Below are 24,419 nucleotides of genomic sequence, written 5' to 3' on the forward strand. Positions count from 1 at the left end.
CGGCGGCTCACCGATCTCGATCCCGGGACCGCCATTGGCGTCCGCATCCTGAGCGCCGTGGCCGCCAGGGACTCCTCCGGCGCCTGGACGACATGAGCCCGTTGCGCCGAGCCTCAGAGCTCGCAGTTGATCTCGACTTCGGCATCACACCGGTCGGTCCCGGGACCGCCGTTGGCGGCGTCGTAGCCGGGGACGCCGATCAGGGTGTCGTTGCCGGAGTGTGAGGCGTTGTCGGGGCTGTCGCCGAAGAGGTAGTCGTTCCCGGTGCCGCCCGTGATGTTGTCGTTGCCGTTCTGGCCGCTCACGCCGAAGTACGTCCCCACCGACACATTGGTCGGGTCGCTCGGGTTGAAGTTGTCCGAGCCGCCCGTCCGAGACGGGCGCCGGACTGTCAATCCGCGCAAAGCCGGAGTGGTCCGGGCGCTATGTTCTGAAAAACCGCTCGCTCCGGGACCGCCGTGCCGGAAGGATCACCTCGCACGCACCACGGATGCGAACCGCACAACAGCAAAGGGTGTACCCCCTGACTACGCAGCACCTCATCGAGTGGACCGAGGACGGCCATCCCCGAACCGCCCAGTGGCGCTCCGAAAGCGGCGCGCCGCCACCGCGACGGGTCGTGATCGCCGACGACCGGATGACGGCCGACGCCGCGTACCGCCTCGTCTGCGAGGGCACCGCACTGCTCTGGCACGGCGACTACCAGGGCGCCCGCCAGCTCCTCGCCGCGCTGGCGCGACGGGTCGACCGGGGGCCACGGCGGCCCCGGGGGCGGCGCGGACCGGCGGAGAGCCCGGCCGAGGCGTTCCACCGGCACCGCCAGGAACAGGGCCGCCGGGCCCGGCTGCTGGGCATGCTGCTGGTGCCGCTGGACGCCGACCTCGCCGTACCGCTGCGCCGGGCGCCCGACGTACGGGAGGCGTGTACGCAGGCGTACGGCGTGGCCGAAGGCCCGTCCGTGGTCTCGCTGCGGGAATTACTGGGACTGATCGGCGCGCACGAATGGCGCGAGAAGGGCGTCGAGATCCCGGCGCTCGGCGGCGACCGAGTCCATCCGTACTACGGGGTCTTCTCACCCGTGCGCGGCGAATACGTCGACCTGGTGGCCGAAGCCCCGCTGCCCGCCTCCCGCGCGGCCGCCTTCGACATCGGCACCGGGACGGGCGTGCTGGCCGCCGTGCTCGCGCGGCGCGGCGTGGAGCACGTGGTGGCCACGGACCAGGACGAGCGGGCGCTGGCCTGCGCGCGGGAGAACGTGGCGCGGCTGGGCGTCGCCGAGCGGGTCGAGGTGGTCCGCGCGGACCTCTTCCCGCCGGGCCGCGCCCCGCTGGTGGTCTGCAACCCGCCCTGGGTCCCGGCGCGCCCCAGCTCACCGGTCGAGTACGCGGTGTACGACCCCGGGAGCCGCATGCTGCACGGCTTCCTGAACGGGCTCGCGGACGCCCTCACCCCCGGCGGCGAGGGCTGGCTCATCCTCTCCGACCTCGCCGAACACCTGGGCCTGCGGCCCCGAGAGGAGCTGCTGGGCGCCTTCGAGGCCGCCGGACTGCGCGTCGTCGACCGCCTGGACACCCGCCCGTCCCACCCCCGCGCCACCGACGCCACCGACCCGCTGCACGCGGCCCGCGCGGCTGAGGTGACGTCCCTGTGGCGGCTGGCAGCGGGGTGAGAGCGACGCCTTAGCGAGTCGCGGCGGCGCGGGCTTCCTCGCGGGCTGCGCGGTGCAACTCGTTCCCGGTGGCACATCTCCGCCCCGCCCGGCAGTGGGCGCAGCCTTCGGCGTGGTCGAGGAAGCGGCTCCATGCGAGCTGTTGAGGTGGCGTCATCGGCGCTCGCCCGAGCGCAGATTGGGGTCCAGCCGGGTCCCGGCGAAGGGGTCGGGCTGCTTGGGAAAGGTGGGCGCGCAGTCGGGACAGGCGTAAAGGGTGCGGCCTCCCACACTCCCGCCGTGCTCGATCGCGACGATGACCGGCCGACTGGTGGTCTTCTGGCAGCGGGCGCAGACCTGGGGCATCACGGAGCCGTCACCTCGTCGGCAAGCTCGGTGGCGATCGCCCGTACCAGGGCCTCGCACAGGGCGTCGGCGTCCGTGAGGTACCGGTCCGGACCCATCGGGACGCGCCAGTGGAGGCGGGGGCCGGTGGTGTGGGCGGCTGGCGGGACGCCGACGTACGTGGTCTCGGCACGGTCCGTCCCGAGCACCTGGACGTGCCGGATGCGCCGCCACTCCCCGGCGCTTCCGGTCCGGATGAGCCAGTACATGCGGCCGTAGTCGGCGATGACGGCCCCGGTCCGTTCGCCCAGTAGCTTCAGTGCGCGTGCACCTAAGTCGGCGGGAGCGCGTACGGCGTCCCAGCGGGAACCGACCTCGACCATCTCGACGTCGTTGCCGTGCGGCGGCGTCCATGGCGCGGATGTTCTGTGGTTCTGCACGGGGTCCCCCGGCATCATCGGTGAAGGAGCTGACACTCCTTGAGATTGGCCGTGTGACCGCGACTGCGGGATAACCGGCAGGGGTTACCAAGGCGGTAATACGCTCGTTCTTCGTTCAGCGCAGCGGTTAACTGTGCTTACGATCAACCGGAAGTCGGCCTCATGGATGCCATCAGCCCCGGCCCGCTCGCCCCGGACGTCCTCGACAGGGACGACGTACGCCAAGCCTTGGAAGAGCACGACTTCGCCGCAGCGTTCTCCCTGATCAAAAAGTGGGGCGGTCTGTCACAGAACCGGATCGCCGCTGCGTGCCAGCTCACTCCCGGCAAGGTCTCCACGATCATGAGCGGGGCCAGCCGGGTCACTTCGATGGAGGTCATCCGCCGGATCTCGGACGGGCTGCGCATCCCCGGGCACCTCGTCGGCCTCGCGCCTCGCCCGTGGGAGAGCGCGACGCCCGTACCGCAACCGCACGGCCCCCACACCGGGCAAGCAGATGCCGACGCCGTACCGTGGCGGCCGGACGCCACCAGTGGCATGGCCGCCGACCTCACCGGGAGCGATCTGATGGACCGCCGAGCCGCAGCGCGTACCCTCGCGGGCATCATCAGCGGCGCCCCGCTTCTCGACGCCCTCGACGGGTGGCGCACACCAGCCGCCGCCGACGACCGATCACGCCGCCCCGGCCGCCTCGGTGCTCGCGATGTGGAAGAGCTGGAGACCATCGCCCGCGCCTTCCGCCACTGGGGCCGCGCCGGTGGGGCCGGGCTCTACCGCAAGGCCGTCGTCGGGCAACTCGGAGAAGTGACTGCGGCCCTGGACGAGCACCAGGCCCCGGCCATCGAACGACGTCTGTACAACGTGATGGCCGAACTCGCGAGCACGGCAGCCTCCATGGCATGGGACGTCGGCCAGCAGCGCCGTGCCCAGGACTACTACAAGCTGGCGCTCCGTGCTTCTCATGCGGGTGGCGACATACTCTTCGGCGCGAACGTGCTGGCGGGCATGGCCCGGCAGATGCTCTACCAGGACCGACCGCATGACGCCCTCGAACTGGTTCGCCTGGCTCAGGATGGCGCGCGGCGCATGGCTGGCTCCCGGCTCCGGGCGATGCTCCACACCCGAGAGGCTTGGGCCCTGGCTAGCATGGACCGGCCTTCCGGGTTCCGGCGCGCGACCGCGCAGGCGGCCGATGTCCTGGGCGCCGCTGACCAGGGCGAGACCGAGCCTTACTGGATCGGCTATTTCGACGAGGCCGAACTGGCCGGAGTGACTGGCGGCAGGCTCCTGGAGATGGCCCGCTCACGACCGCGCGCCTACGCGGACCAGGCATCCGAGCACATCCGGACGGCGCTGAAGAGGCGCGGCCCGGAGGCGGGCCGCAGTCACGCCCTGGACTGGATCGGCCTGGCCGAATGCGCGTTCCTGCTGGGCGATCTTCAGGGCGCGGCCGACTACTCACAGCGGGCCGTCGGCGTGGCGTACGGCCTCCGATCCGGACGCGTGCGCGCGCAGCTCGCGCAGTTGTATCCGTACACGGTGGGGGACGGTGTGCCGCGGAACGTGGCTGAGGTGCGCGGTAGCATCCGGAACCTGCTGACGACATGACGAGTGACCACATGACGAGGAAGGCCGCGATGACGACGATCGCCGTGACCGGGCACATGGACCTCACCGACGCCTCGGTCCCCCTGGTGCGGGGCGAACTGGACAAGCTCCTCGCCGCGTACGAGCCCTCCGGCCTGGTCGGTGTGTCGTGCATCGCGCAGGGCAGCGACAGCCTGTTCGCGGAGGCGGTCCTGGCGGCGGGTGGGCGCCTCGTCGTGGTGGTGCCTTCGGAGGACTACCGGCAGGCGAAGGTGAAGCCCGGCCACGCCGAGACCTTCGACCGGCTCGTGGACGCGGCGTACGAGGTGCTGGTGATGCCGCATGCCACGGCGGACCGGGAGGCGTACGAGGCGGCGAACGGCGTACTGCTGGAGCGTGCCGACCGGCTGGTGGCGGTGTGGAACGGGCAGCCGCCGAACGGCAAGGGCGGCGGCACGGCGGATGTGGTGCTCGCGGCGCGGGCGGCGGGCGTTCCGGTGGATGTGGTGTGGCCGGACGGCGCGTCCCGCCGGTCGGGGTGACGGACGCCGCAGCGGCGCGTCCCGACGGTCGGGGTGACGGACGCCGCAGCGGCGCGTCCCGACGGTCGGGGTGACGGACCCCTCAGCGGTGCGTCCCGACGGACGCGGGGGGACACCCCAGCGGTGGGGTGAGGGCGCGTTTGGGGTCGGCGGTGCCGGGATACCGGTCTTCGGCACGGCAGGATTGACCTCGCCCCTGCCGAGTCCCCACGACCCACGCCCCCACGACCCGATGGAGCCCGCCATGAAGCTCGCCTTCTCGACCCTCGGCGTCCCCGGCCTGCCCATGCCCGACGTCGCCCGGCTCGCCGCCGGGAGCGGGTATCACGGTGTCGAGCTGCGCGCGCACCCCGAGGAGCCGGTGCATCCGGGGATCGCCGCGGACGAACGCGCCCGGGTGGTCGGGGAGTTCCGGGACGCCGGGGTGGAGATCCTGACCGTCGCCGGGTACGTACGGGTCGCGGCGGAGGGCCCCGACGAGCCGGTCCTGTCCGGGCTGCGGGAACTCCTCGCGCTCGCCCACGACCTGGGGGCGCGGAACGTCCGCGTCTTCCCGGGCGGCGGCGACCAGGACCCCGCCGAGGCCGACGCGACGGCCGCCCGCCGGCTGGGCGCCGCCGCGCCGTACGCCACCGAGCTGGGCGTACGGCTGCTGCTGGAGACCCACGACTCGCACCGCACCGGCGCCGACGCGGCCCGCGTCCTGGGGCCGGTCGGGCACGGCAGCGTCGGCGCGATCTGGGACGTGATGCACCCCTGGCTGGGCGGCGAGGACCCCGCCACCAGCTACGCGGCGCTCTCCCCGCACCTGGGCTACGTCCAGGTCAAGGACATCGCCTCCGCCGAGGACACCACCCCGCTGCCCCTGGGCGCGGGGGTGCTGCCGCTGACCGAGTGCGTGGAGCTGCTCAGCCGCGAGGGGTGGGACGGCTGGCTGTGCTGGGAGTACGAGAAGCGGTGGTACCCGCAGGCTCGGGAACTCCCGGCGCTGCTGGGCCCGGGCCGGGATCACCTGCTGCGGCTGCTCGCCGACGCGGCCTGAGCCGGACAACGCTCAGGGACGGGAGCGACGTCAGCGCCACGCCGCCCACCAGCAGGGCCGCGGCCAGCCACCGCAGCGGGCTGATCCCCTCCCCCAGGACCAGCGCCGCCGAGGACATGCCGAAGACCGGCACCAGCAGGGAGAAGGGCGCCACCGCGGAGGCGTCGTACGTGCGCAGCAGGAACCCCCAGAGGCCGAAGCCCAGCACGGTGGCGCCCCAGGCGACGTAGACGATGGCACCCGCCCCGGCCCAGTCGAGCGCGGCCAGCGCGTGCAGGCCGGGGTCCGCGCCCTCGAACATCAGCGACAGCCCGAGCAGCGGCAGTACGGGCACCACGCTCACCCACACCATGAAGCTCAGCGGGTCGGGCGGGGCGGCCTTGCGGGTGAGCACGTTCGAGACGCCCCAGAAGGCCGCCGCCGCGATGACGAGGACGAAGCCGAGCAGCGGGCCCGAGGTACCCTCGTCGACGGCGGCGACGGCGATACCGGCGAGCGCCACCGCCATGCCCAGCAGCCGTCGGCGGCCGGGGCGTTCGGCGAGCACGACGGCCGCGAACAGCGCCGTGAACACCGCCTGGATCTGCAGTACCAGCGAGGACAGCCCGGCGGGCATCCCCTCGTGCATCCCGATGAACAGCAGCCCGAACTTCGCCACGCCCAGCGTGAGTCCCACCCCCAGGATCCACCGCCAGGAGACCCGCGGCAGGCCGACGAAGAAGATCGCGGGCACCGCCGCCACCAGGAAGCGGAGGGAGCAGAAGAGGAGGGGCGGGAAGTGGTCGAGGCCCACGTCGATGACCACGAAGTTGATGCCCCACAGGGCCGTGACGAGCACGGCGAGGCCGATGTGTGCAGGTCGCATAAGTCGAGGATCGGGGGCGGGACCTTTTAGCACCAGCGCGGATGACTTCATGGTTGGATGCAGCATCCGTAAAAAGTGAGGGAGTGGCCGATGCTGGACCTGTCCCGGCTGCGGGCGCTGCACGCGGTGGCCGTGCACGGCTCGGTCAGCGCGGCCGCCATCGCGCTCGGCTACACCCCGTCGGCCGTATCGCAGCAGATCGCCAAGTTGGAGCGGGAGACCCGGACGACGCTGCTGGAACGGCAGGGCCGCGGCGTCGCCCTCACCGACGCGGCCCAGCACCTGGCCGCCACCGCGCGGCAGCTCCTGGCGATCGTCGAACAGGCGGAAACCAGCCTGGAGCAGCGGCGGGGCCGACCGACCGGGCGGCTGGTGATCGGCGCGTTCGCGTCCGCGGCACGCGGGTTGATGCCCGCCGTCCTGGCCCGGCTCGCCGCGGACCACCCGACGCTGGACGCCCGGCTCGTGGAGGTCGACCCGCATCTGTCGGTGGACCTGGTGGCGCAGGGCGTCATCGACCTGGCCGTCGCCCACGACTGGGACATCGCCCCGCTGCCCGCCCCGGACGGGCTGGAGCGGTCGGTCATCGGGGACGACCTGTGCGACGTCCTCGTACCGGTGGGGCACCCGCTGGCGGAGCGGGGGACGTTGCGGCGGGAGGAGCTGCCGGGCCAGCGATGGATCTGCCAGCCGCCCGGGACGGTGTGCCACGACTGGCTCGTACGGACGCTCCGCGCATCGGGCAGCGAACCGGACCTGGCCTACCAGGCGGCCGAGAACCACACCCAGATCGCGCTGGTCGCGGCGGGCCTGGGCATCGCCCTGATGCCGCGCCTGGGCCGCGGCCCACTGCCGGAGGGTGTGCGGGCGCTCCCACTGGAGCCGATGCCGGTACGCCGCCTCTACGCCCTCTGGCGCGAAGGCGCCGCCCGCCGCCCCGCGATCACGGAGACGGTAGCGGTGCTCGCGGAAGAGTGGCCCCGCGGCGCCGCCGCCTGACGCTTCCGGCCGGTGTTGTCCCCCACCCCGCCCCTTCCCGAACCGGGGGCTACCCCCGGGCCCCCACACGCGGGCTGCGCCCTCGGCCACCGAAGGGCGCCGACCGGCCCGGCGAAGCTCAGGGGCAGGCCCCGCCACATCCCGAACCGACGGTTTCCCCGGGCCCCCACGCACAGGCTGCGCCCCCGGCGCCCGAGGGAACCGACCGGCGCGGCACGGCTCAGGAGCAGGCGGCTTCCCCCACCCCGCCCCTTCCCGAAACCGGGCGTACCCCGGGCCCCCTTCCGGGGGTGCGCCCCAGACACCCGAACGCCCGGGGCCGCCCGAGGGCGCCAACCGGCCCGGCGGGGCTCAGGGACAGGCCCGGGCGCGGGTGTGCACCGATTCGCCGAGCCCGGTCCCCACCGCGGAACCGGCGCGGCCCGGGGGGCGTCCAAGCGGCGTGCTGATGGGGAGTCTCCGTACGGCGGTATCGGCCTCGCTGCTGGCTGCGTCGCTGACCACTCTCCTCGCCGCCCGCGGCCATCAGCCCCCGCCGTCGGCGCACACCCCTCCCAGAGCGTCGGCGGCACGGGCCGCGCTTCGATGCCTTTTGGCGACCGAAGCCGCCCGCTCATGAACGAAGTTGAACCGAATCACCGGTTCCCATTGACCCGGCCCCACCGGGCACACCAGCGTGTCATATGAACGCCAGTCACCCCCTCCGCTGCTCATGGAAGGAGTGCGGGTGCCCAAGCCGACCTCGCGCCGCACCCTGCTCGCCGCGGCGACCGCCGCCGTCGCCACCGCGTGCAGCCCACGGACGCTCAGCTCGCCCGAGATTTCCGGCTCGACGTCCACGTCGGCCTCCGCCTCGCCCTCCGCGTCGGCGGCTCCGCGGCGGACCGCGCCTGCCCGCCGCAGCGATCGGGACCGCGCCTCGGCGCTGCTCGGCCGCATGACGCTGGACCAGAAGATCGGCCAGCTCTTCGTCCTGTCGGTGTACGGCCACTCCGCCACCGCGCCCGATCCCGCCGACGCCGCGGCCAATCGGAAGAAGTACGGCGTCGGCAGCGCCGCCGAGTTGGTGGCCAGATACCACCTCGGTGGGATCATGTACACCGAGTGGGCGCACAACATCCGCGGCCCCCTGCAGATCGCCGCGCTCTCCAACGGTCTGCAGAAGGCCGCCCTCGACGGCTCGGCGGGCGTGCCGCTGCTCCTCTCCACCGACCAGGAGCACGGCATGGTGGCCCGGATCGGGGCACCGGCCACGCTGCTCCCGGGCGCGATGGCGCTCGGCGCGGGCGGCAGCGTGCCGGACGTACGGGACGCCGCCCGGATCGCCGGGGCGGAGCTGGCCGCGCTCGGCATCCGGCAGGACTACGCGCCGGACGCGGACGTCAACGTCGACCCGGCCAACCCGGTGATCGGCATCCGCTCCTTCGGTGCCGACCCCAAGGCGGTCGCCCGGCTGGTCGCGGCCCAGGTCGCGGGGTATCAGGGCGCCGGGGTCGCGGCCACCGCCAAGCACTTCCCGGGGCACGGCGACACCTCCGTGGACAGCCATGTCGGGCTGCCGACCATCACCCACTCCCGCAAGGAGTGGGAGCGGCTGGACGCGCCGCCGTTCCGGGCCGCGATCGCCGCCGGGATCGACTCGGTCATGACGGCGCACCTGCTGTTCCCCGCGCTCGACCCGGCCGACGACCCGGCCACGCTCTCCCGCCCCATCATCACCGGCGTCCTGCGCGACGAACTCGGCTACGACGGCGTCGTGATCACCGACTCCCTCGGCATGCAGGGCGTGCGCGAGAAGTACGGCGACGAGCGGGTGCCGGTGCTCGCGCTGAAGGCGGGCGTGGACCAGCTGCTGACCCCGCCCGACCTGCCCGCCGCCTGGAACAGCGTCCGCGCGGCGGTGCGCAAGGGCGAGATCAGCGAGGCCCGGCTCGACGCGTCGGTGCTGCGCATCCTGCAACTCAAGGCGCGCCGGGGGCTGCTGGACGAGCCGTACACCAGCGGCCGCGCGGTGGACCGTACGGTGGGCACTCGCGCGCACGCCGCCACCGCCGCCCGGATCGCGGACCGCACCACCACCCTGATCACCAACCGCGGCGGGCTGCTGCCGCTGTCCCGCCGCCGCCACCGCAAGCTGCTCGTGGTCGGCGTGGACCCCGCCGCCCCGACCGGCACCGGCGGTCCGCCGACGGCCGTCCTCGCCCGTGCCCTCGACGCGCTCGGCTTCACGGCGAAGGCCCTGTCCACCGGCACCGGCAGCGCGCCCGATCCGTCCCCGGGACGGATCGACGAGGCGGTCGCGGCGGCGCGCGAGCGGGACGCGGTGGTCGTGCTGACGCGTGACGTCGACGCCGGGTCGTCCGGGCAGCGGCGACTGCTCTCGGAGCTGTCCGCCACGGGGGTGCCGGTGGTCCACGTCGCGATCAAGGATCCGTACGACATCGCCCAGTTGGGCAACGACCCGGGCGCGTCGCTGGCCACCTATGGCTGGACGGACGTCGAAGTGCGGGCCGCCGCGCGGGTCATCGCCGGGAAGCGGAACCCGCGCGGACGGCTGCCGGTCGCCGTGCGGCGCGCGGATGCGCCGTCGCGGGTGCTGTACCCGATCGGGCACGGGCTGTCGTACTGAGTCCGGTGGGCGGGGTGGGTAATCCCCCACCCCGCCCCTCCCCGAAACCGGGGGAAACCCCCGGCACCCCGGCCTTCGGGCCTGCGGCCCAAGCGGTCAGGTCCAGGCCCGGTCGACGCCCCAGACCCCGGGACGAGATGCCACGGACCCGCCCGAGCCCGGCGGCAGCCGGGACCCGCGACCCGCCCCCAGGGCGGAGCTCCGGGGCGGCCCGGGCCCGTCCCCGGGCCGGGCGGCCAGCCCACGAGCCCGACACAGGCCAGGGCCCAGGGCCCCGAAACCCGAAGCCGGAGCCAGGCCAGAGCCAAGGCCACCGGCTCCGGGACGGGAACCCGAGGCCGGGACCGAAGCCCGGGGCCGGGACCGAAACCCGGGGCCCGTGCCAGGCCGGGGCTCAAGCCAAGGCCCGTGGGTGCCGGTCCGGCGCCGAGGCCAAGGGCCCGGCCAGAGCCAAGGCCAGCGGCCCCGAGCCCGAAGTTCGAAGCCGGGGTCCGAAGCCCGAGGCCGGGGACCGGGGCCAAAGCCCGGAGGTGCCGGGGCCGGGTGGGCCGGGGCGGCATGGGCACTGGCCCGGGCGGGGCCGGGGCGTGGGCCGGGGTTATGGGCGCAGTACCGGCTCGTGTTTGGGCTCTTGGCGGTCCAGCTTCGCGTCGTGGCGGGCCAGGGGCTTGGACGAGGCCGGGACGCCTGCCCACTTCTGGACCGCGGCCGTCGCCTTCGCCTTCTCGGCGGCCGTCAGCTGGGCGATGTTGGAGCCGTGGTTGCCGCCGGGGGCCGTGTAGACGTAGGAGTCGCGCGCGCCCTTGCCCAGGCGGAACGGCTCGGCGCCCCACGGGTCGTTCTCCCCGTAGACGAACAGCATCCGCTGCGCGTCATGGCGGACCCAGCGGTCCACGTCCCGCATCGCGCTCGGCTTGAAGCGCATCGGGATGTCGCGCGGGACGTAGTTGCGCGGGTTGTAGATGCCGGGGTAGCGCAGCAGGCCGTCCAGGTGCGGGGTGTCGAAGGTGGGGGCGCCCAGTTCGGTGCCCGCCTGGTAGTAGTACGGGGTGTAGGTCTCCAGGCCCTGGTCGGTGTAGGCGGAGAAGCCGGAGATCTCGTCGATGAACTTGTACAGCTCATCGGTGGAGGCCGTGGCCGCGGGGACGTCCGCGCAGTCCTTCAGCAGGTGGTACTGCCAGAAGGCCCACACCAGGTCGAGGACGACGTTCTCGTACGCCTTGTCGGCGCTGCCGACGACCTTGAAGGTCTGGTCGTTCTCGTCGGCCCACTTCTGGTAGCGGTCCACGATCTCGTCGCGCCGCACGAGCGCCTCGCGCTGGACCGCGTTCAGCCTGGTGCGGCATTCGGCGGTGCCGACGCCCGCGAAGAAGCGGTCGTAGGCCGAGTCCTCGTTGTTGACGACGTCGTTGGGCGCGACATAGGCGATCGTGCCCGCCATGTCGTGCGGGTAGAAGCGGCGGTAGTACGTGGCGGTCATGCCGCCCTTGCTGCCGCCGGTGGCGAGCCACTTCTTGTCGTAGACGCGGTGCAGCGCCCGGTACAGCCGGTGCTGGTCGCTGGCGGCCTGCCAGATGTCGAGCTTCGACCAGTCGGCGGGCTGGGGCCGCGACGGCGTGAAGAACCGATACTCCATGGACACCTGGTTGCCGTCCACGATCTGCGTGGGCTCACTGCGGCGCGGCGCGGTGTTGACGTTGTAGCCGGAGGTGAAGAACACCGTCGGCCGGTCGGTGGCCTTGTGCAGCAGGGTGAACCGCTGCGTGAAGGTGCCCTTGGACGGGTGCCGGTGGTCGACCGGCTGCCGGTAGGTGAAGACGAGGAAGCGGTAGCCGTCGTACGGCTGCTCCTCGACGAAGCTCATCCCGGGTATCGCCAGGACACGTTCCTTGATGTCCGGCTCGGCGCCGGGGGCGGCCGCCGCCGCCGGTGCGCCGCCCGCACCGGCGCCGACCGCCCCCACGATTATCACGAGCGACAACAGCCATCTGAGCGCCTTGCCCATTCGCCCTCCCCTTGGAACACATCATCTGGGTGCACATCAATCGCACAGGTCGCCGAGAACCTATCGGGGCACAGACGACAGTGGCTAGAGGTGTCGGATCGCGCCAACCAGTCGCCGAATACGGAGAGTTGTTACCGTCACCCTCTTTCGTAGCGGGCTGTGATGGCGCATCCTGGCGACATGGACCGAGACGAACGGCACGACCGGAGCGAACGGGCCGAGCGGCTGACGCAGTATCTGACCGAATTACAGGACCGAATCGATCCCCGCTCGCTGGAGCTGCTCATGCGGCTGCTGCGCGAGCTGAGCACCTCACCGGCCGTCCGCGGGGGGACGTACGAGCTCGGCATGGGGCCCGAGGAGAAAGAGCTGTTCACCCCCGCCCTCCAGGCCGAGTTGCTGGTGCTGTTCGGCCTGCTCACCTCCCAGGACGAGCGGGTGGTCGTCGACCTCGGCGACAGCCCGCACGCCAAGGGCATGAAGGTGCTGGTGCCCCAGGACCGGGCCCAGGACCCCGACTTCCTGCACCGCCACAAGCAGCGCGTGGCGGCCGAGGCGGAGCAGCGGGAGGCGGACCGGCGCGAGGTGGAGGGCATCGCGAGGGCGAGCGGCATGGAACCGTGACGTCACGGTACGTGATGAGCGGCGAACGCCGAGAGTTACCGGCCGTATAGTCACGGCCGGGCGGCGCACTCACGAGACGGCATGTGGCGGCCGAACCCGCCCCGACGGCACGGGCGTTACGCCCCCACCGGTGCCGTCTCTCCCGTGAAGGTGCGCCACAGCTCGGCATACCGGCCGTCCGGCCGCGCCACCAGCTCCTCGTGCGTACCGTCCTCGACCACTCGTCCGTGATCCAGGACCACCACCCGGTCCGCGCGGGCCGCGGTGGTCAGCCGGTGCGCGACAACGAGCGTGGTACGGCGGCCCGCCAGCCGGTCCGTGGCCTGGTTGACCAGGCCCTCGGTGGCCAGGTCGAGTGCGGCCGTGGCCTCGTCGAGCAGCAGGATGTCCGGGTTGACCAGCTCGGCGCGCGCGAGCGCGATCAACTGGCGCTGCCCGGCCGACAAATTGCGCCCGCGCTCGGAGACCGCGTGCAGATAGCCGCCGTCGAGCGAGGCCACCATGGCGTGGGCGCCGACCGCCCGAGCGGCCGCCTCCACTTCGGCGTCGCTCGCGCCGGGGCGACCGTAGGCGATGGCATCGCGCACGGTCCCCGGGAAGAGATACGGCTCCTGCGGGACGACGCCCAGCCGGTTGCGGTACGCGGTGAGGTCCAGCTCGCGCAGATCCGTACCGTCGACCCGTACGGCACCGCCGGTGGGGTCGTAGAAGCGGGCGACCAGCTTGACGAGCGTGGACTTGCCCGCCCCCGTCTCCCCCACGAACGCCACCGTCTGCCCGGCCGGGATCGACAGCCGGATGCCCGACAGGGCCTCCTCGCCGTCCCCGTAGCGGAAGTGCACCTCGTCGAAGGCGACCTCGCCGCGCACCGTCCGCACCGCGCGCGGGTCCTTCGGCGCCGGGGTGGTGGTCGGCTCCCGCAGCAGCTCCTGGATGCGGCCCAGCGACACCGTGGCCTGCTGATAGCCGTCGAACACCTGCGAGAGCTGCTGCACGGGCGCGAAGAACAGGTCGATGTAGAGCAGATAGGCGACCAGCGCGCCCGCCGTGAGCGTCCCGTCGCTCACCCGCCCGGAGCCGACGATCAGCACCAGTGCGGCGGCGGTGGACGACAGCAGCTGCACGAACGGGAAGTACACCGAGATCAGCCACTGACCGCGCACCCGCGCCTGCCGGTACGCGTCGCTGCGCGCGGCGAACCGCTCCCGGCCGAGGCCCTCCCGCCGGAACGCCTGCACGATCCGCAGCCCCGCCACGCTCTCCTGAAGGTCGGCGTTGACGGTGCCCACGCGCTCACGGGCGAGTTCGTACGCCTTGACGCTCTTGCGGCGGAACACGAACGTGCCGATGATCAGCGGCGGCAGGGTGGCGAACACCACCAGCGCCAGCTCGACGTCGATCACCAGCAGCGCGACCAGGATCCCGAAGAAGGTCAGCAGGCTGACGACGGCGGTGACCAGACCGGTCTGGAGGAACGACGACAGCGCGTCCACGTCGGTGGTCATCCGCGTCATGATCTTGCCGGTCAGCTCGCGCTCGTAGTAGTCGAGTCCGAGCCGCTGCAACTGCGCGAAGATCTTGACCCGCAGGGCGTACAGCACGCGCTCGCCCGTGCGCCCGGTCAGCCGCGTCTCCCCGAACTGCGCGGCCCACTGCGCGACGACGACGACCAGCGCCAGCCCGGACGCCGCCCACACCGCGCCCAGCGCGAGGCGCTGGACGCCCTGGTCGATGCCGTGCCGGATGAGCACGGGCAGCAACAGCCCGGACACCGCGTCGACCATCACCAGCAGCAGACAGAACAGCAGCGGCGCCCCGAAGCCGCGCAGCAACTGCCGCAGCCCGTACGCCTCCTCGGGCCGCGCGGCCCGCTCCTCGTCCACCTCGGGCGCGTCGGTGGCGGGCGGCAGGGCCTCCACCTTGGCCAGCAGCTCGGGCGTGGCGGGCATCCCGGCGAGCGCCCCGGCCATCCCGGGGGCGGGGGCGGGGGCGGCGGTGGATCGCGCCTCCGGGGACGCCTTGCCGTCCCCGTCGGGCCGCACCCACAGCTCGGGGGTCACGCCGCCCTCCGTACGCGGTGCCGCATGCTCGGGGTCGTCGCCGCCGCGCGCCGTCGGCCGGTCGCCATTGTTGTGGGCGGCGTTCCCGTGGGCGCCGTTGCCGTGGGCGGCGTTCCCGTGGGCGGCGTCCGGGCACGGCTCGACCAGCGCGGTGGCGGCGGCCTCGCCGCCGAACGCCCCGGCGAGCCCCACCGCGTTCGCGCTCGCGTGCTCGGGGTCGTCCCCGCCGCGCGGCCGCACGGCCAGGCGCCCGGCCGGGTCGCGGGCGATGCCGCTCAGCTCGTCCGGGTCCGTCAGCAGGCGGCGGTACAGCTCGCACCGCTTGCGCAGTTCCTCGTCCGTGCCGATGTCCACCAGGCGGCCGCCGTCCAGGACGGCGATGCGGTCGGCGAGGGCGAGGGTGGAGAGGCGATGGGCGATGAGGAGGGTCGTACGGCCCGCCATGACACCCCGCAGCGCCTCGTGGATCTCGTGCTCCACGCGCGCGTCCACCGCCGAGGTGGCGTCGTCGAGGACGAGCAGCCGGGGATCGGTGAGGATCGCGCGGGCCAGGGCCATGCGCTGGCGCTGGCCGCCGGAGAGCGTGAGGCCCTGCTCGCCGACCTCGGTGTCGTAGCCGTCCGGGAGGGCGGAGATGAAGCCGTCGGCCTGGGCGGCCCGGGCGGCGGCCCTGATCTGCTCGTCGTCGGCATCCGGCAGCCCGTAGGCGAGGTTGGCGCGCACGGTGTCGGAGAAGAGGAAGCTGTCCTCGGGGACGAGCCCGATGGCGGCGCGCAGCGACGCGTACGTCAGCTCGCGCACATCCTCGCCGCCGACCCGCACCGCGCCGCCCGTCACGTCGTAGAAGCGGGGCAGCAGCATGGACAGGGTGGACTTGCCGCTGCCCGAGGCGCCGACCACGGCCACCGTCTCGCCCGGTTCGATGCTCAGCGACACATCGGAGAGCACGGGCCGGTCGGGGTCGTAGCCGAAGGTGACGCGATCGAATTCGACCGTCGCGGGCGCGTCGGCGGGCAGTTCGCGAGCGTCCGGGCGCTCCTGGATGACGGGTTCGGTGTCGATGAGTTCGTAGACCCGCTCGACACCGGCCCGGGCCTGCTGCCCGACGGTCAGCATCATGGTCAGCATCCGCACCGGGCCGACGAGCTGCGCGAGGTACGTCGAGAAGGCGACGAACGTGCCGAGGGTGATCTGCCCGCGGGTCGCCATCCAGCCGCCGAGGGCCAGCATCGCGACCTGGCCGAGGGCGGGGACGGCCTGGAGGGCGGGGGTGTAACGGGCGTTCAGCCGGACCGTGCGCAGCCGGGCGGCGAAGAGGCCGCGGCCGACCTCGCGGAGCTTGCCCGTCTCCTGGGCCTCCTGCCCGAAGCCCTTGACGACGCGGACGCCGGTGACGGCCCCGTCCACGACCCCGGCGACGGCGGCGGCCTGCCCCTGGGCGTACCAGGTGGCGGGGAAGAGCCGGACGCGGCTGCGCGAGGCGATGACCCACAGGGCGGGGGCGACGGCGAGGGCGACGACGGTGAGCAGCGGGGAGAGCACCGCCATCACGACGAGCGAGACCAGGAAGAGCAGTACGTTGCCGATCATCATCGGCACCATGAAGAGCAGGCCCTGGACCAGCTGGAGGTCGCTGGTGGCGCGGCCGACGATCTGGCCGGTGGACAGTTCGTCCTGGCGCCTGCCGTCGAGCCGGCTCAGGGACTCGTACATCTCGGTCCGCAGATCGTGCTGGACGTCGAGCGCGAGCCGTCCGCCGTAGAAGCGGCGGACGTAGGTGAGGGCGTAGACGACGAGGGCCGCCACGAGCAGCAGGACGGCCCAGGGCGCGAGCGCCCGGTCGTGCCGGACTATCACCTCGTCGATGATCAGCTTGGTGACGAGCGGGACCAGCGCCATGACGCCCATCCCGGCGAGCGAGGCCCCGAGCGCGAGCAGCACATTGCGGCGGTACCGCATGCTGTGACGGGTCAGCCGCCGCGCCCAGCCCGGCTCCGCGCCCGCCGCGTCACCCTTGCCGCCATCGCTGTTTTTGTCGGCCTTGTCACCTTTGCCGCCCGCCACTCGTGACCTCCCGGTTTCCACTGCTGCCGGAAGGCCCAACACACAGGTGTGCGGATTTCATCCTTCCGCAACAAAAGGGAGCCGGGGGCGCCTGGGGGTGTCTTGTCGATCAGGCCGGGTCAGCGAGCGGCGTCTGGTGCAGGGGGCACCTCCCAGCGGTAGCTGGGGGAGGCTCGCAACCCGCGTGAGGAGAGCGCAGGGGGCACCGCCCAGCGGTAGCTGGGGGAGGCGCTGCGTGCGACGAGCGCGGGGCCGCGAGGTGCCGCCCGCCGCGGCAGCGGCTGATGTCACAGCGGCGTCGGGAGCCCGGCATGATCGGCGAGACACCCCCTCAGGCAGCCTCGTCGCGCGGCACCTCCTCCGGGGCGGTGACCACGGCGCAGCGCGCGGCGATGTCGTCCAGCCGCAGACCCAGGGTGGTGGCCAGGGCGGCGAGGGTGAAGAAGGCGGGCGTGGGGGCCCGGCCGGTCTCGATCTTGCGGAGGGTCTCCGCCGAGATCCCGGCCGCGGCGGCGACGTCCGCCATGCTGCGTTCGCCGCGGGCCTGCCGGAGCAGGACGCCGAGGAAGCGGCCGCGTTCACGTTCCAACGGGGTGAGAGGAGTGCGCACCATGACCGTGATACTAATACCGGTATAAGAATTGGGTCGAGCCCGGGAGGGCAGCACTGTGGTCGAGATCAAATCCGACGCGTCGATGGACGCCATGCGGGAGGCGGGCCGGATCGCCGCGGACATCCTCACGGCGACGCGCGAGACCGCCGCCGTGGGCGTGAGCCTGCGCGAGCTGGACGAGGTGGCCCGGGACGTGCTGCGCCGGGCCGGGGCCACTTCTCCGTTCCTCGGCTACCGGCCGCACTTCGCCCCGACCCCCTTCCCCGGGGCCATCTGCGCCTCGGTCAACGACGCGATCGTGCACGGCATCCCGGACGGCTACCGGCTGCGCGACGGCGATCTGGTGTCCATCGACTGCGGCGCGGTCCTCGACGGCTGGGCCAGCGACTGCGCGACCAGCTTCATCATCGGCACCCCCCGCCCCGAGGATCTGCAGCTCGTCGAGACCGGCCGAAAGGCCCTGGAGGCCGCCATCTCGGCGGCCGTCGTCGGCGCCCGGACCGGCGACATCGCGCACGCCGTCGGATCGGTGGGCCGCGCGGCGGGGTACGGCATCCCCGAGGACTTCGGCGGCCACGGCGTGGGGCGGCAGATGCACGAGGACCCGCCGGTGCCCAACGAGGGGCGCCCCGGGCGCGGTTACCCCCTGCGGCACGGGCTGGTGCTGGCCATCGAGCCGATGCTCACGGCGGGCGGCCGGGACACGTACCTGACGGACGACGACGGCTGGACGCTCCGCACGGTGGACGGCAGCCGGGCGACGCACAACGAGCACACCGTGGCGATCACGAACGACGGACCACGGGTGCTGACCGCGCCCTGACCCCTGAAGCGTTCATCAAACACTTATGGCTGCCGACTAGGGTCACACCAGGTGAATCACCGCACATCAGAAGGGTGATGATCGAGATGGTGACCCCGATCGACGACATCCCGCCCTCGGAACGGTTCGCGGCCTGGCGCGCCCTGTGCGACCGGACGACGATCCCCATGGAGCTGCGCAGCACCCACGAGGACGACTTCCGGGCCACGATGTGGGGCATCCACCTGGGGCAGGTCATGGTGTCCGGCACCTCCGTACCCTCCCTGTGGAACGACCGGGCACCGGCCCACATCCGCCGGTCGGATCCGGAGCTGTACCACCTCCAGCTGCATCTGCGCGGGGAGACGGACGTCCGGCACGCGGGCACGACCACCACGCTCGGGGCGCGGCAGTTCATGCTCTCCTCCACGTCCCGGCCCTATCAGGCGCTCGTCGGGCGCGGCAGGACCGACACGATGACGGTCGCGGTGCCGCCGTCCCTGCTGCCGTTCCCGGCGGCCGACCTCGACCGGCTGCTGGGGCGGCGGCTGTCGGGGCGGACCGGCATCGGCGCGCTCCTCGCCGACGTCCTGATCCGGCTGAACGCGGAGCACGCCGCATACCGCCCGGCCGACGCGCCGCGCCTGGGCACCGTCGTGGTCGATCTGCTCACCGCGCTGCTCGCGCACGAGCTGGACGGCGACGCGGAAACCGGGGCCGGGACGGAGGCCGGGGCCGCCACTGCCCGGATGGCCCCCGAGAGCCACCGGCGCGCCCTCGTCCTGCGGATCCAGGACTTCATGCGACGGAATCTGCACGCCGCCGACCTGACCCCGGCCTCGATCGCCGCGGCCCACCACATCTCGGTGCGCTACCTCCACCGGCTCTTCGAGCGGCAGGGGCACACCGTCGCCGCCTGGATCCGCGCCCAGCGCCTGGAGCGCTGCCGCCGCGACCTGGCCGACCCGGCGCAGAGCGGCATACCCATCCACGCCATCGCCGCGCGCTGGGGCTTCAGCCACGCGGCCGACTTCAGCCGGGCGTTCCGCGGCGCCTTCGGCGTACCGCCCCGGGACTTCCGCCGGACGGCGCTGACGCTGCAGCCGTCGGAGCTGGCGGAGCTACCGTCGGAGCTGCCGCAGCTTTCGCAGCTCTCACACGGCGGAAAGTAAGCAGGGCTCCCCCCGTCGAAGCCCTGCTTACCTTCGCTGATCAGCATGGACCGGCGGCCGCCGGGTGTCGTTGGCGTGCAGTGCACAGCTCTTGATGCTCTGTGCACTGCACGCCCGGTGCGGGGGCTACTTGGTGACCTTCAGCTCCTCGATGCCCGCGCGCTTCTTGTCGTCCGCCGAGCGCAGCGTGACGCGCACATAGCGGGCCGGGCCCGTCGCACCGTCGCGCCAGTGCTTGCCGTCGAGCGAGGTCTCGACGCGGTGCGAGGCGGGGCGGGTGGTGGTCCACTCCGCGGTGACATTGCCGATCCGTACGGTCCGGCCGAGGTCGGCGGTGAGCGTGCCCTTGGCCGCGTCGGGGACCCAGGCGGTAGCCGTGTTGCCGTCGAGGGCGGCACCCGGCTCCATGCCCGGCTCCCGCGAACTCGCCGTCGCCTCCTGGCAGCGGGCGAGGTTGGTGGTCGGGGTGAGGTCCGGGCGGCGGGTCTTGAGGACGGCGGGGGCGCCCTCGCTCACGACCTGCTTCCCGCCCTGCGGGGTGTCGATGTCGAACGGCGCACCGGCGGTCAGCCGCACCGTCGTCTCGTGCGGGCCGATCGCCACGTCGTACGTACGGCCCTGCCAGCGCAGGCCCCGCAGGGTGACTCCGTCGCGGAGCTGCGGCGGCAGCATGGGGTCGAGCCGTACGGCGTCCTCGCGCATCCGCATCCCGGTCAGGCCGTGCGTGAAGACCTGGAGGAAGCCGCCCTTGCCGGTCAGGAAGTCCTGGGCGGGGGACCCCGCGAGGGGGTCGTTGGCGCCCGCCTTCTCGCCGCGCGCCTCCGAGAACTGGTCGAACGGGCCGCGCACGAACGGCTTGATGGAGCGCATCAGGTACGTGTACGAGGAGCAGCCGGGCTCCCCGATGGACGCGGCGTCGACCGCGTGCACCGAGTCGGTCATGGCCGGACCGTCGGGGTCGGTGCGCGCCGCGTAGTAGTCGAGCGTCTTCGCGGCGGACTGCCCGGACATCGGCCACTCCAGCGGATACATGAGCAGCACGGTGTCCGCCTGCTTGATCATCGAGCCCTTGTAGCCGTCGTACTGCTGGAAGACCTGCTTCTTCTTGTCGTACGGAATGCGCAGCTTGTCCGCGATCCGGGACCATGCGGCGGGCGGCTTCTCGCCGAGGACGCGGGCGGCGCGGGCGGCGTCGCGCAGGGCGGTGGCGGCTCCGGCGTTGGTGAACACCGCGTCGTCCACGCCGTTGCTGTACTCGTCGGGGCCCGCGACGTTTTTGATGGAGTAGCTGCCGTCGGCGTTGTGGGTGGCGCGCCCGGCCCAGAACTCGGCGATGCCCTTGAGCACCGGCCAGCCGCGCTCGCGCAGCCAGGCGGCGTCCCCGGTGGCCTGGAAGTACTGCCAGGCCGCGAGGGCGATGTCGCTCTGGAGGTGGTTCTGGGTGCGGCAGTGCGGCGGGTCCCAGCTGTGGCATTCGGTCCACAGCCCGCCCTTGCTCGCGCTGGTCCAGGGGTAGAAGAGGCCGGGGTAGCCGAGCTTGCGCGCGTTCGTCCGGGCACCGGCGCGGGTCTTGTAGCGGTACTCGACCACGGACTTGGCCAGTTCGGGGTGGCTGGCCAGCAGCCCCGGGTACATCCAGGTCTCGGCGTCCCAGAAGATCAGGCCGCCGTAGTTGTCGCTGGTCAGCCCGGTCGGGGAGATGCTGTTGCGGGAGCCCGCGCGCGTGGCGGACAGCAGTCCGTACTGCGCGGAGCGCACCCAGCCCTGGAGGTCGCGCTGCCTGCGGCCGCCGATCTCGATGTCGGAGCGCCAGAGCTTTCGCCACGCGGCGGTGTGCTCGGAGAACAGCGCGGGCCAGCCGCGGTCGGCGGCCCGGCGGGAGGCGGCGACGGCGTCGGCGCGCGGGGCGTGCGAGGTCAGGGCGGTGTCGACGCCCACGTACTTGGTGAAGTCGTAGGCGCGGCCCTGCCGCACCGGGAAGCGGACGCCCTGCCGGGCGCTCAACTTCTCTTCCCTGTCGGCTTGTTCCGCGTTCGCCTTCTGTACGTTACGGCCGGGCCGCAGGGTGGACGCGACGGCGCCGTCGGTCTTGGTGCCGTCCGTACGGAACGCCACATCGACTGTACGGTCGCCATGGGTTCCGCCGCCGGTCTGCGTCATGCGGCGCGCGCCGCGCCCGTCGATGCGGTCGGTGACGGTGGCGTCGCCGCTCCAGTGCGGGGTCATGCGCAGCCGTACGGCGCCCACATGCGCGTCGTTGCGGTCGGCGAGCACGTCGTAGGTGAGGTCGGTGGCGCGGCCGTCGGACGCCGTCCAGGTGAGGGACGTGCGCACGAAGCCGCAGCGCAGGAAGACGGTCTGCCGGTAGTGCGAGACGCGCCCCGGGGACGTCCCGGAGCCGAAGGTCTCCGCGCCTTTGCCCCCGGTGGCCACGTTGAGGGTGGACCAGTTGGGAATGGCGGCGGCGACCTGCCGGTTCTCGGTGGTCTTCTTGTTGTGCGCGTACAGGCCGGAGACGAACGCGCCGTCGTAGCGGGGCGTGAACAGCGGCCAGCCGGTCTTGTCGCCGCCGCCCGAGTAGCCGGTGCCGTTCGGCGGTACGCGCTGCCCGAGATAACCGTTGCCCACGTACGCGTGGTAGCTGTCCTTGGGATCGATGCGGTCGGAGGTCTGCGCCCAGCCGTCGGACGGCCCACGCGCGCAGCCCCCGGCGCCGGCACGGGCCGCCGCTGAGGAGTCGGATTCGGGAGCGGCGGACGCCGGGGGCACGGCGGCGATCAGCCCGCAGACGAGCAGCGGGGCGATCAGCCGGGCAGCGCGCGGCAGCCGGGGGGAGGAGTACGTCATTGTTCTCCGTCGTGGTTCGCCGGTGACGGTCGCAGCGACGATAAAGAGGTGAACACAATCGGTCAATGGATGGCGTGATGTCTTCACTAACTGAACATGCGTTCACGAGTCAGAGCGTCGTGGGGCGTACGAGACCCGTCTCGTACGCGAACACCGCGGCCTGGGTCCGGTCGCGCAGGCCCAGCTTGAGCAGGATCCGGCCGACATGGGTCTTCACGGTCTGCTCCGCCACCACCAGCCGGGTGGCGATCTCCGCGTTGGACAGGCCCTGCGCGATCAGGGCCAGCACCTCGGTCTCGCGCTCGGTCAGATCGCCGACGCGGTCCTTGAGGGGAGCGCGCGGGGCGGCGGCGGTCACCCGGGAGAACTCGGTGATCAGGCGCTTGGTGATGTTCGGCGCGAGCAGCGCGTCCCCGGCCGCCACCACCCGTACCGCATGGGCCAGTTCCTCGGCCGACGCGTCCTTCAGCAGAAACCCGGACGCGCCCGCGCGCAGCGCCTCGTACACATACTCGTCGAGGTCGAAGGTGGTGAGGACGAGGACCTTGACGGTCGCGCCGTCCGGTTCGGTGAGCCGCCGGGTGGCCTCGATGCCGCCGAGGCCGGGCATGCGGATGTCCATCAGGACGACATCGGGGGCGAGTTCGGTGACCTGGGCGACGGCGTCCTCACCGTCCACGGCCTGGCCGACGACCTCGATCCCGGATTCGGCGTTCAGCAGCACCGTGAAGCCCTGGCGGACCATGCTCTGGTCGTCGGCGATCAGGACGCGGATACTCGTCGTCATGCGGTGTCCTCGGCGGTCTCGGCGGTCTCGATCGGGCCTGGGGATAAGAGAGAGGCGGGCTCGCGCAGGGGCAGGACGGCGGCCACCTCGTAACCGCCGCCCGGTATCGGCCCGGTGGCCAGCTCGCCCCCGAGCATCGCGGTGCGCTCACGCATCCCGAGCAGCCCGTGCCCGGCGCCCGGCGAGGGCGGGGCGGGCCGGTCCGGGGCGGTGTTGACGACCCAGACGGTGAGCCCGTCCGGGTGATACCCGATCTCCACCCGGACCTCCGCCCCCGGCGCGTGCCGCAGCACATTGCTCAACGCCTCCTGCACGATGCGGAACGCCGACAGCTCGATGCCCGGCGGCAGCGGCCGCCGCTCGCCGGTGATCTCGACGGCCACCTCGATCCCGGTGCTCCGCACCGTGCCCACCAGCTCGTCCAGCCGGTCGAGGGAGGGCTGCGGGGCATGCGGTACGCCATCGGCGAGGGCGTCCTCGGAGCGCAACACGCCCAGCACCCGGCGCAGTTCGGTCAGCGCCTCGACCGCGCTCCATCGGATGCCCGCGAGATTCTCCCTCAGCTCGTCGGAGGGGTTCTCGACCAGATGCGGGGTGACTTGCGCCTGGATGGAGATCACCGACATGTGGTGGGCGACCACGTCGTGCAACTCGCGGGCGATCCGGTTGCGCTCCTCCAGCAGGGTCCGCCGGGCCCGCTCCTCCGCGGTGATCTCCTCCTGCGCGACCAGCCGCGCCCGGGCCACCCGGCGGCCGCGCAGCGCGGTGCCGACCACCACGGCGATCACCAGGACCGAGACGACGAAGCCCGGGTCGGAATCGGGGACGGGCGCCGGGCCGATGAACACGCGGCTGGCCAGGCACACCAGCAGGCTGATCACCAGCACCTCGGCCGCGATCCGGGGGCGGGTGCGCAGCGCCAGCAGGAACAGCACCAACGCCTGCACCGTCAGCCCCTCGCCGGACCACGGGTACATCGTCTCGGAGAGGGCTCCGGGCCTCGCGAACAGCTCGATCACCATCGTCACGGCCGTGATTCCCCACCAGGCCGGGACCGGCCGGAACAGCGCCACGGCGAGCGCCAACGACTGGACCGCGGCGAGCAGGACGCCGACACCCTGATTGAACCCGTACAACTCCCCGTACTTGTCGACGCACGCGATGAACAGCACCACCGCGCCCAGCACCACCGGGAGCGCGAACGCGGGCAGCCAGTCCAGCCAGCTCGGCCCGCTCCGGCGCGGCAGGGGATCGGCCGCCGTCGTCCACAAGTCCTCGCGCAGGGTGCCCGGAACCGCCCGCAGCCCCCGCCGCACCCGCCCCGCCCACGCCCGCCCCCTCATGGACG

18 protein-coding genes and 1 pseudogene are annotated in these 24,419 nt (G+C 72.8%); 9 read left to right on the forward strand and 10 right to left on the reverse strand.

The window, feature by feature from the left end; genetic code table 11:
• Positions 1 to 113: 113 nt before the first annotated feature.
• Complete coding sequence (locus tag ACZ59A_RS05860) at positions 114 to 404, reverse strand: hypothetical protein (RefSeq protein WP_470953976.1); 291 nt, start codon at positions 402 to 404, stop codon at positions 114 to 116.
• Positions 405 to 490: 86 nt separating this feature from the next.
• On the opposite strand from ACZ59A_RS05860, the gene ACZ59A_RS05865 reads away from it, so the two are divergent.
• Positions 491 to 1,669 carry a methyltransferase gene (locus ACZ59A_RS05865; RefSeq protein ID WP_470953979.1) on the forward strand — a complete coding sequence of 393 codons (1,179 nt, stop codon included), beginning with the start codon at positions 491 to 493 and terminating at the stop codon, positions 1,667 to 1,669.
• A gap of 153 nt (positions 1,670 to 1,822) precedes the next feature.
• Here the strand turns inward: ACZ59A_RS05865 and ACZ59A_RS05870 are convergent, their stop codons facing one another.
• Complete coding sequence (locus ACZ59A_RS05870) at positions 1,823 to 2,014, reverse strand: hypothetical protein (protein ID WP_470953981.1); 192 nt, start codon at positions 2,012 to 2,014, stop codon at positions 1,823 to 1,825.
• Positions 2,014 to 2,433, reverse strand: coding sequence for a hypothetical protein (locus tag ACZ59A_RS05875; protein ID WP_470953983.1), 420 nt, complete (start codon positions 2,431 to 2,433; stop codon positions 2,014 to 2,016). The genes ACZ59A_RS05870 and ACZ59A_RS05875 overlap by 1 nt, the downstream gene beginning before the upstream one ends.
• Before the next feature lie 162 nt (positions 2,434 to 2,595).
• Between ACZ59A_RS05875 and ACZ59A_RS05880 the strand changes: the two genes are divergently transcribed.
• The 3 genes and pseudogenes from ACZ59A_RS05880 to ACZ59A_RS05890 form a co-directional block, all read left to right on the forward strand.
• A complete protein-coding gene (locus ACZ59A_RS05880) occupies positions 2,596 to 4,041 on the forward strand; it encodes a helix-turn-helix domain-containing protein (RefSeq protein ID WP_470953986.1) in 1,446 nt (481 codons plus the stop codon).
• 29 nt (positions 4,042 to 4,070) lie between these two features.
• Positions 4,071 to 4,562, forward strand: a complete 492-nt coding sequence (locus ACZ59A_RS05885; protein WP_470953989.1) for a type 2 periplasmic-binding domain-containing protein — start codon at positions 4,071 to 4,073, stop codon at positions 4,560 to 4,562.
• A 286-nt stretch (positions 4,563 to 4,848) separates the two neighbouring features.
• Positions 4,849 to 5,475 (forward strand): annotated as a pseudogene (locus tag ACZ59A_RS05890) (sugar phosphate isomerase/epimerase family protein); the annotation flags it as partial.
• Here the strand turns inward: ACZ59A_RS05890 and ACZ59A_RS05895 are convergent.
• Positions 5,471 to 6,469, reverse strand: coding sequence for an EamA family transporter (locus ACZ59A_RS05895; RefSeq protein ID WP_470953990.1), 999 nt, complete (start codon positions 6,467 to 6,469; stop codon positions 5,471 to 5,473). The pseudogene ACZ59A_RS05890 and the gene ACZ59A_RS05895 overlap by 5 nt on opposite strands.
• A gap of 90 nt (positions 6,470 to 6,559) precedes the next feature.
• Between ACZ59A_RS05895 and ACZ59A_RS05900 the strand changes: the two genes are divergently transcribed.
• Positions 6,560 to 7,468 (forward strand): LysR family transcriptional regulator, encoded by a 909-nt coding sequence (locus tag ACZ59A_RS05900; RefSeq protein ID WP_470953992.1) that lies wholly within the window; start codon positions 6,560 to 6,562, stop codon positions 7,466 to 7,468.
• 727 nt (positions 7,469 to 8,195) lie between these two features.
• Positions 8,196 to 10,097 carry a glycoside hydrolase family 3 protein gene (locus ACZ59A_RS05905; RefSeq protein WP_470953994.1) on the forward strand — a complete coding sequence of 634 codons (1,902 nt, stop codon included), beginning with the start codon at positions 8,196 to 8,198 and terminating at the stop codon, positions 10,095 to 10,097.
• Between the two features lie 598 nt (positions 10,098 to 10,695).
• On the opposite strand, the gene ACZ59A_RS05910 is transcribed toward ACZ59A_RS05905, so the two are convergent.
• Complete coding sequence (locus tag ACZ59A_RS05910) at positions 10,696 to 12,102, reverse strand: S28 family serine protease (protein WP_470953997.1); 1,407 nt, start codon at positions 12,100 to 12,102, stop codon at positions 10,696 to 10,698.
• Positions 12,103 to 12,282: 180 nt separating this feature from the next.
• Between ACZ59A_RS05910 and ACZ59A_RS05915 the strand changes: the two genes are divergently transcribed.
• Positions 12,283 to 12,726 carry a hypothetical protein gene (locus tag ACZ59A_RS05915; RefSeq protein WP_468052413.1) on the forward strand — a complete coding sequence of 148 codons (444 nt, stop codon included), beginning with the start codon at positions 12,283 to 12,285 and terminating at the stop codon, positions 12,724 to 12,726.
• A 116-nt stretch (positions 12,727 to 12,842) separates the two neighbouring features.
• Here ACZ59A_RS05915 and ACZ59A_RS05920 read toward each other — a convergent pair whose 3' ends face one another.
• Together ACZ59A_RS05920 and ACZ59A_RS05925 are read right to left on the reverse strand one after the other, a co-directional pair.
• Positions 12,843 to 16,745, reverse strand: a complete 3,903-nt coding sequence (locus tag ACZ59A_RS05920; RefSeq protein WP_470954658.1) for an ABC transporter ATP-binding protein — start codon at positions 16,743 to 16,745, stop codon at positions 12,843 to 12,845.
• Between the two features lie 436 nt (positions 16,746 to 17,181).
• Positions 17,182 to 17,463 (reverse strand): helix-turn-helix domain-containing protein, encoded by a 282-nt coding sequence (locus tag ACZ59A_RS05925; protein ID WP_470953999.1) that lies wholly within the window; start codon positions 17,461 to 17,463, stop codon positions 17,182 to 17,184.
• 55 nt (positions 17,464 to 17,518) lie between these two features.
• Here ACZ59A_RS05925 and map point away from each other — a divergent pair, with 55 nt between their 5' ends.
• Together map and ACZ59A_RS05935 are read left to right on the forward strand one after the other, a co-directional pair.
• Entirely contained in the window at positions 17,519 to 18,286 is a 768-nt protein-coding gene (gene map, locus ACZ59A_RS05930; RefSeq protein WP_470954001.1) for a type I methionyl aminopeptidase, read from the forward strand.
• A 74-nt stretch (positions 18,287 to 18,360) separates the two neighbouring features.
• On the forward strand, positions 18,361 to 19,437 hold the full coding sequence (locus ACZ59A_RS05935; protein ID WP_470954003.1) for an AraC-like ligand-binding domain-containing protein: 1,077 nt from the start codon (positions 18,361 to 18,363) through the stop codon (positions 19,435 to 19,437).
• A 126-nt stretch (positions 19,438 to 19,563) separates the two neighbouring features.
• Here the strand turns inward: ACZ59A_RS05935 and ACZ59A_RS05940 are convergent, their stop codons facing one another.
• The 3 genes from ACZ59A_RS05940 to ACZ59A_RS05950 all read right to left on the reverse strand — a co-directional run bounded on the left by ACZ59A_RS05940 (position 19,564) and on the right by ACZ59A_RS05950 (position 24,414).
• A complete protein-coding gene (locus tag ACZ59A_RS05940) occupies positions 19,564 to 22,284 on the reverse strand; it encodes a glycosyl hydrolase family 65 domain-containing protein (RefSeq protein ID WP_470954006.1) in 2,721 nt (906 codons plus the stop codon).
• Positions 22,285 to 22,393: 109 nt separating this feature from the next.
• Positions 22,394 to 23,071 (reverse strand): response regulator, encoded by a 678-nt coding sequence (locus ACZ59A_RS05945; protein WP_470954009.1) that lies wholly within the window; start codon positions 23,069 to 23,071, stop codon positions 22,394 to 22,396.
• Positions 23,068 to 24,414: a sensor histidine kinase gene (locus ACZ59A_RS05950; RefSeq protein ID WP_470954012.1), complete on the reverse strand. Its 1,347-nt coding sequence runs from the start codon at positions 24,412 to 24,414 to the stop codon at positions 23,068 to 23,070. The genes ACZ59A_RS05945 and ACZ59A_RS05950 overlap by 4 nt, the downstream gene beginning before the upstream one ends.
• Between the last annotated feature and the right edge of the window lie 5 nt (positions 24,415 to 24,419).

The organism is Streptomyces sp. NPDC040405 (genome assembly GCF_055595765.1).

What these genes read in the sequence shown, in the direction of transcription:
- ACZ59A_RS05865 (WP_470953979.1), top strand. Translation starts at nt 491, where the DNA reads ATGCGAACCGCACAACAGCAAAGGGTGTACCCCCTGACTACGCAGCAC.
- ACZ59A_RS05870 (WP_470953981.1), bottom strand. Translation starts at nt 2,014, where the DNA reads ATGCCCCAGGTCTGCGCCCGCTGCCAGAAGACCACCAGTCGGCCGGTC.
- ACZ59A_RS05880 (WP_470953986.1), top strand. Translation starts at nt 2,596, where the DNA reads ATGGATGCCATCAGCCCCGGCCCGCTCGCCCCGGACGTCCTCGACAGG.
- ACZ59A_RS05885 (WP_470953989.1), top strand. Translation starts at nt 4,071, where the DNA reads ATGACGACGATCGCCGTGACCGGGCACATGGACCTCACCGACGCCTCG.
- ACZ59A_RS05895 (WP_470953990.1), bottom strand. Translation starts at nt 6,469, where the DNA reads ATGCGACCTGCACACATCGGCCTCGCCGTGCTCGTCACGGCCCTGTGG.
- ACZ59A_RS05900 (WP_470953992.1), top strand. Translation starts at nt 6,560, where the DNA reads ATGCTGGACCTGTCCCGGCTGCGGGCGCTGCACGCGGTGGCCGTGCAC.
- ACZ59A_RS05910 (WP_470953997.1), bottom strand. Translation starts at nt 12,102, where the DNA reads ATGGGCAAGGCGCTCAGATGGCTGTTGTCGCTCGTGATAATCGTGGGG.
- ACZ59A_RS05915 (WP_468052413.1), top strand. Translation starts at nt 12,283, where the DNA reads ATGGACCGAGACGAACGGCACGACCGGAGCGAACGGGCCGAGCGGCTG.
- ACZ59A_RS05920 (WP_470954658.1), bottom strand. Translation starts at nt 16,745, where the DNA reads ATGCGGTACCGCCGCAATGTGCTGCTCGCGCTCGGGGCCTCGCTCGCC.
- ACZ59A_RS05925 (WP_470953999.1), bottom strand. Translation starts at nt 17,463, where the DNA reads ATGGTGCGCACTCCTCTCACCCCGTTGGAACGTGAACGCGGCCGCTTC.
- ACZ59A_RS05940 (WP_470954006.1), bottom strand. Translation starts at nt 22,284, where the DNA reads ATGACGTACTCCTCCCCCCGGCTGCCGCGCGCTGCCCGGCTGATCGCC.
- ACZ59A_RS05945 (WP_470954009.1), bottom strand. Translation starts at nt 23,071, where the DNA reads ATGACGACGAGTATCCGCGTCCTGATCGCCGACGACCAGAGCATGGTC.
- ACZ59A_RS05950 (WP_470954012.1), bottom strand. Translation starts at nt 24,414, where the DNA reads ATGAGGGGGCGGGCGTGGGCGGGGCGGGTGCGGCGGGGGCTGCGGGCG.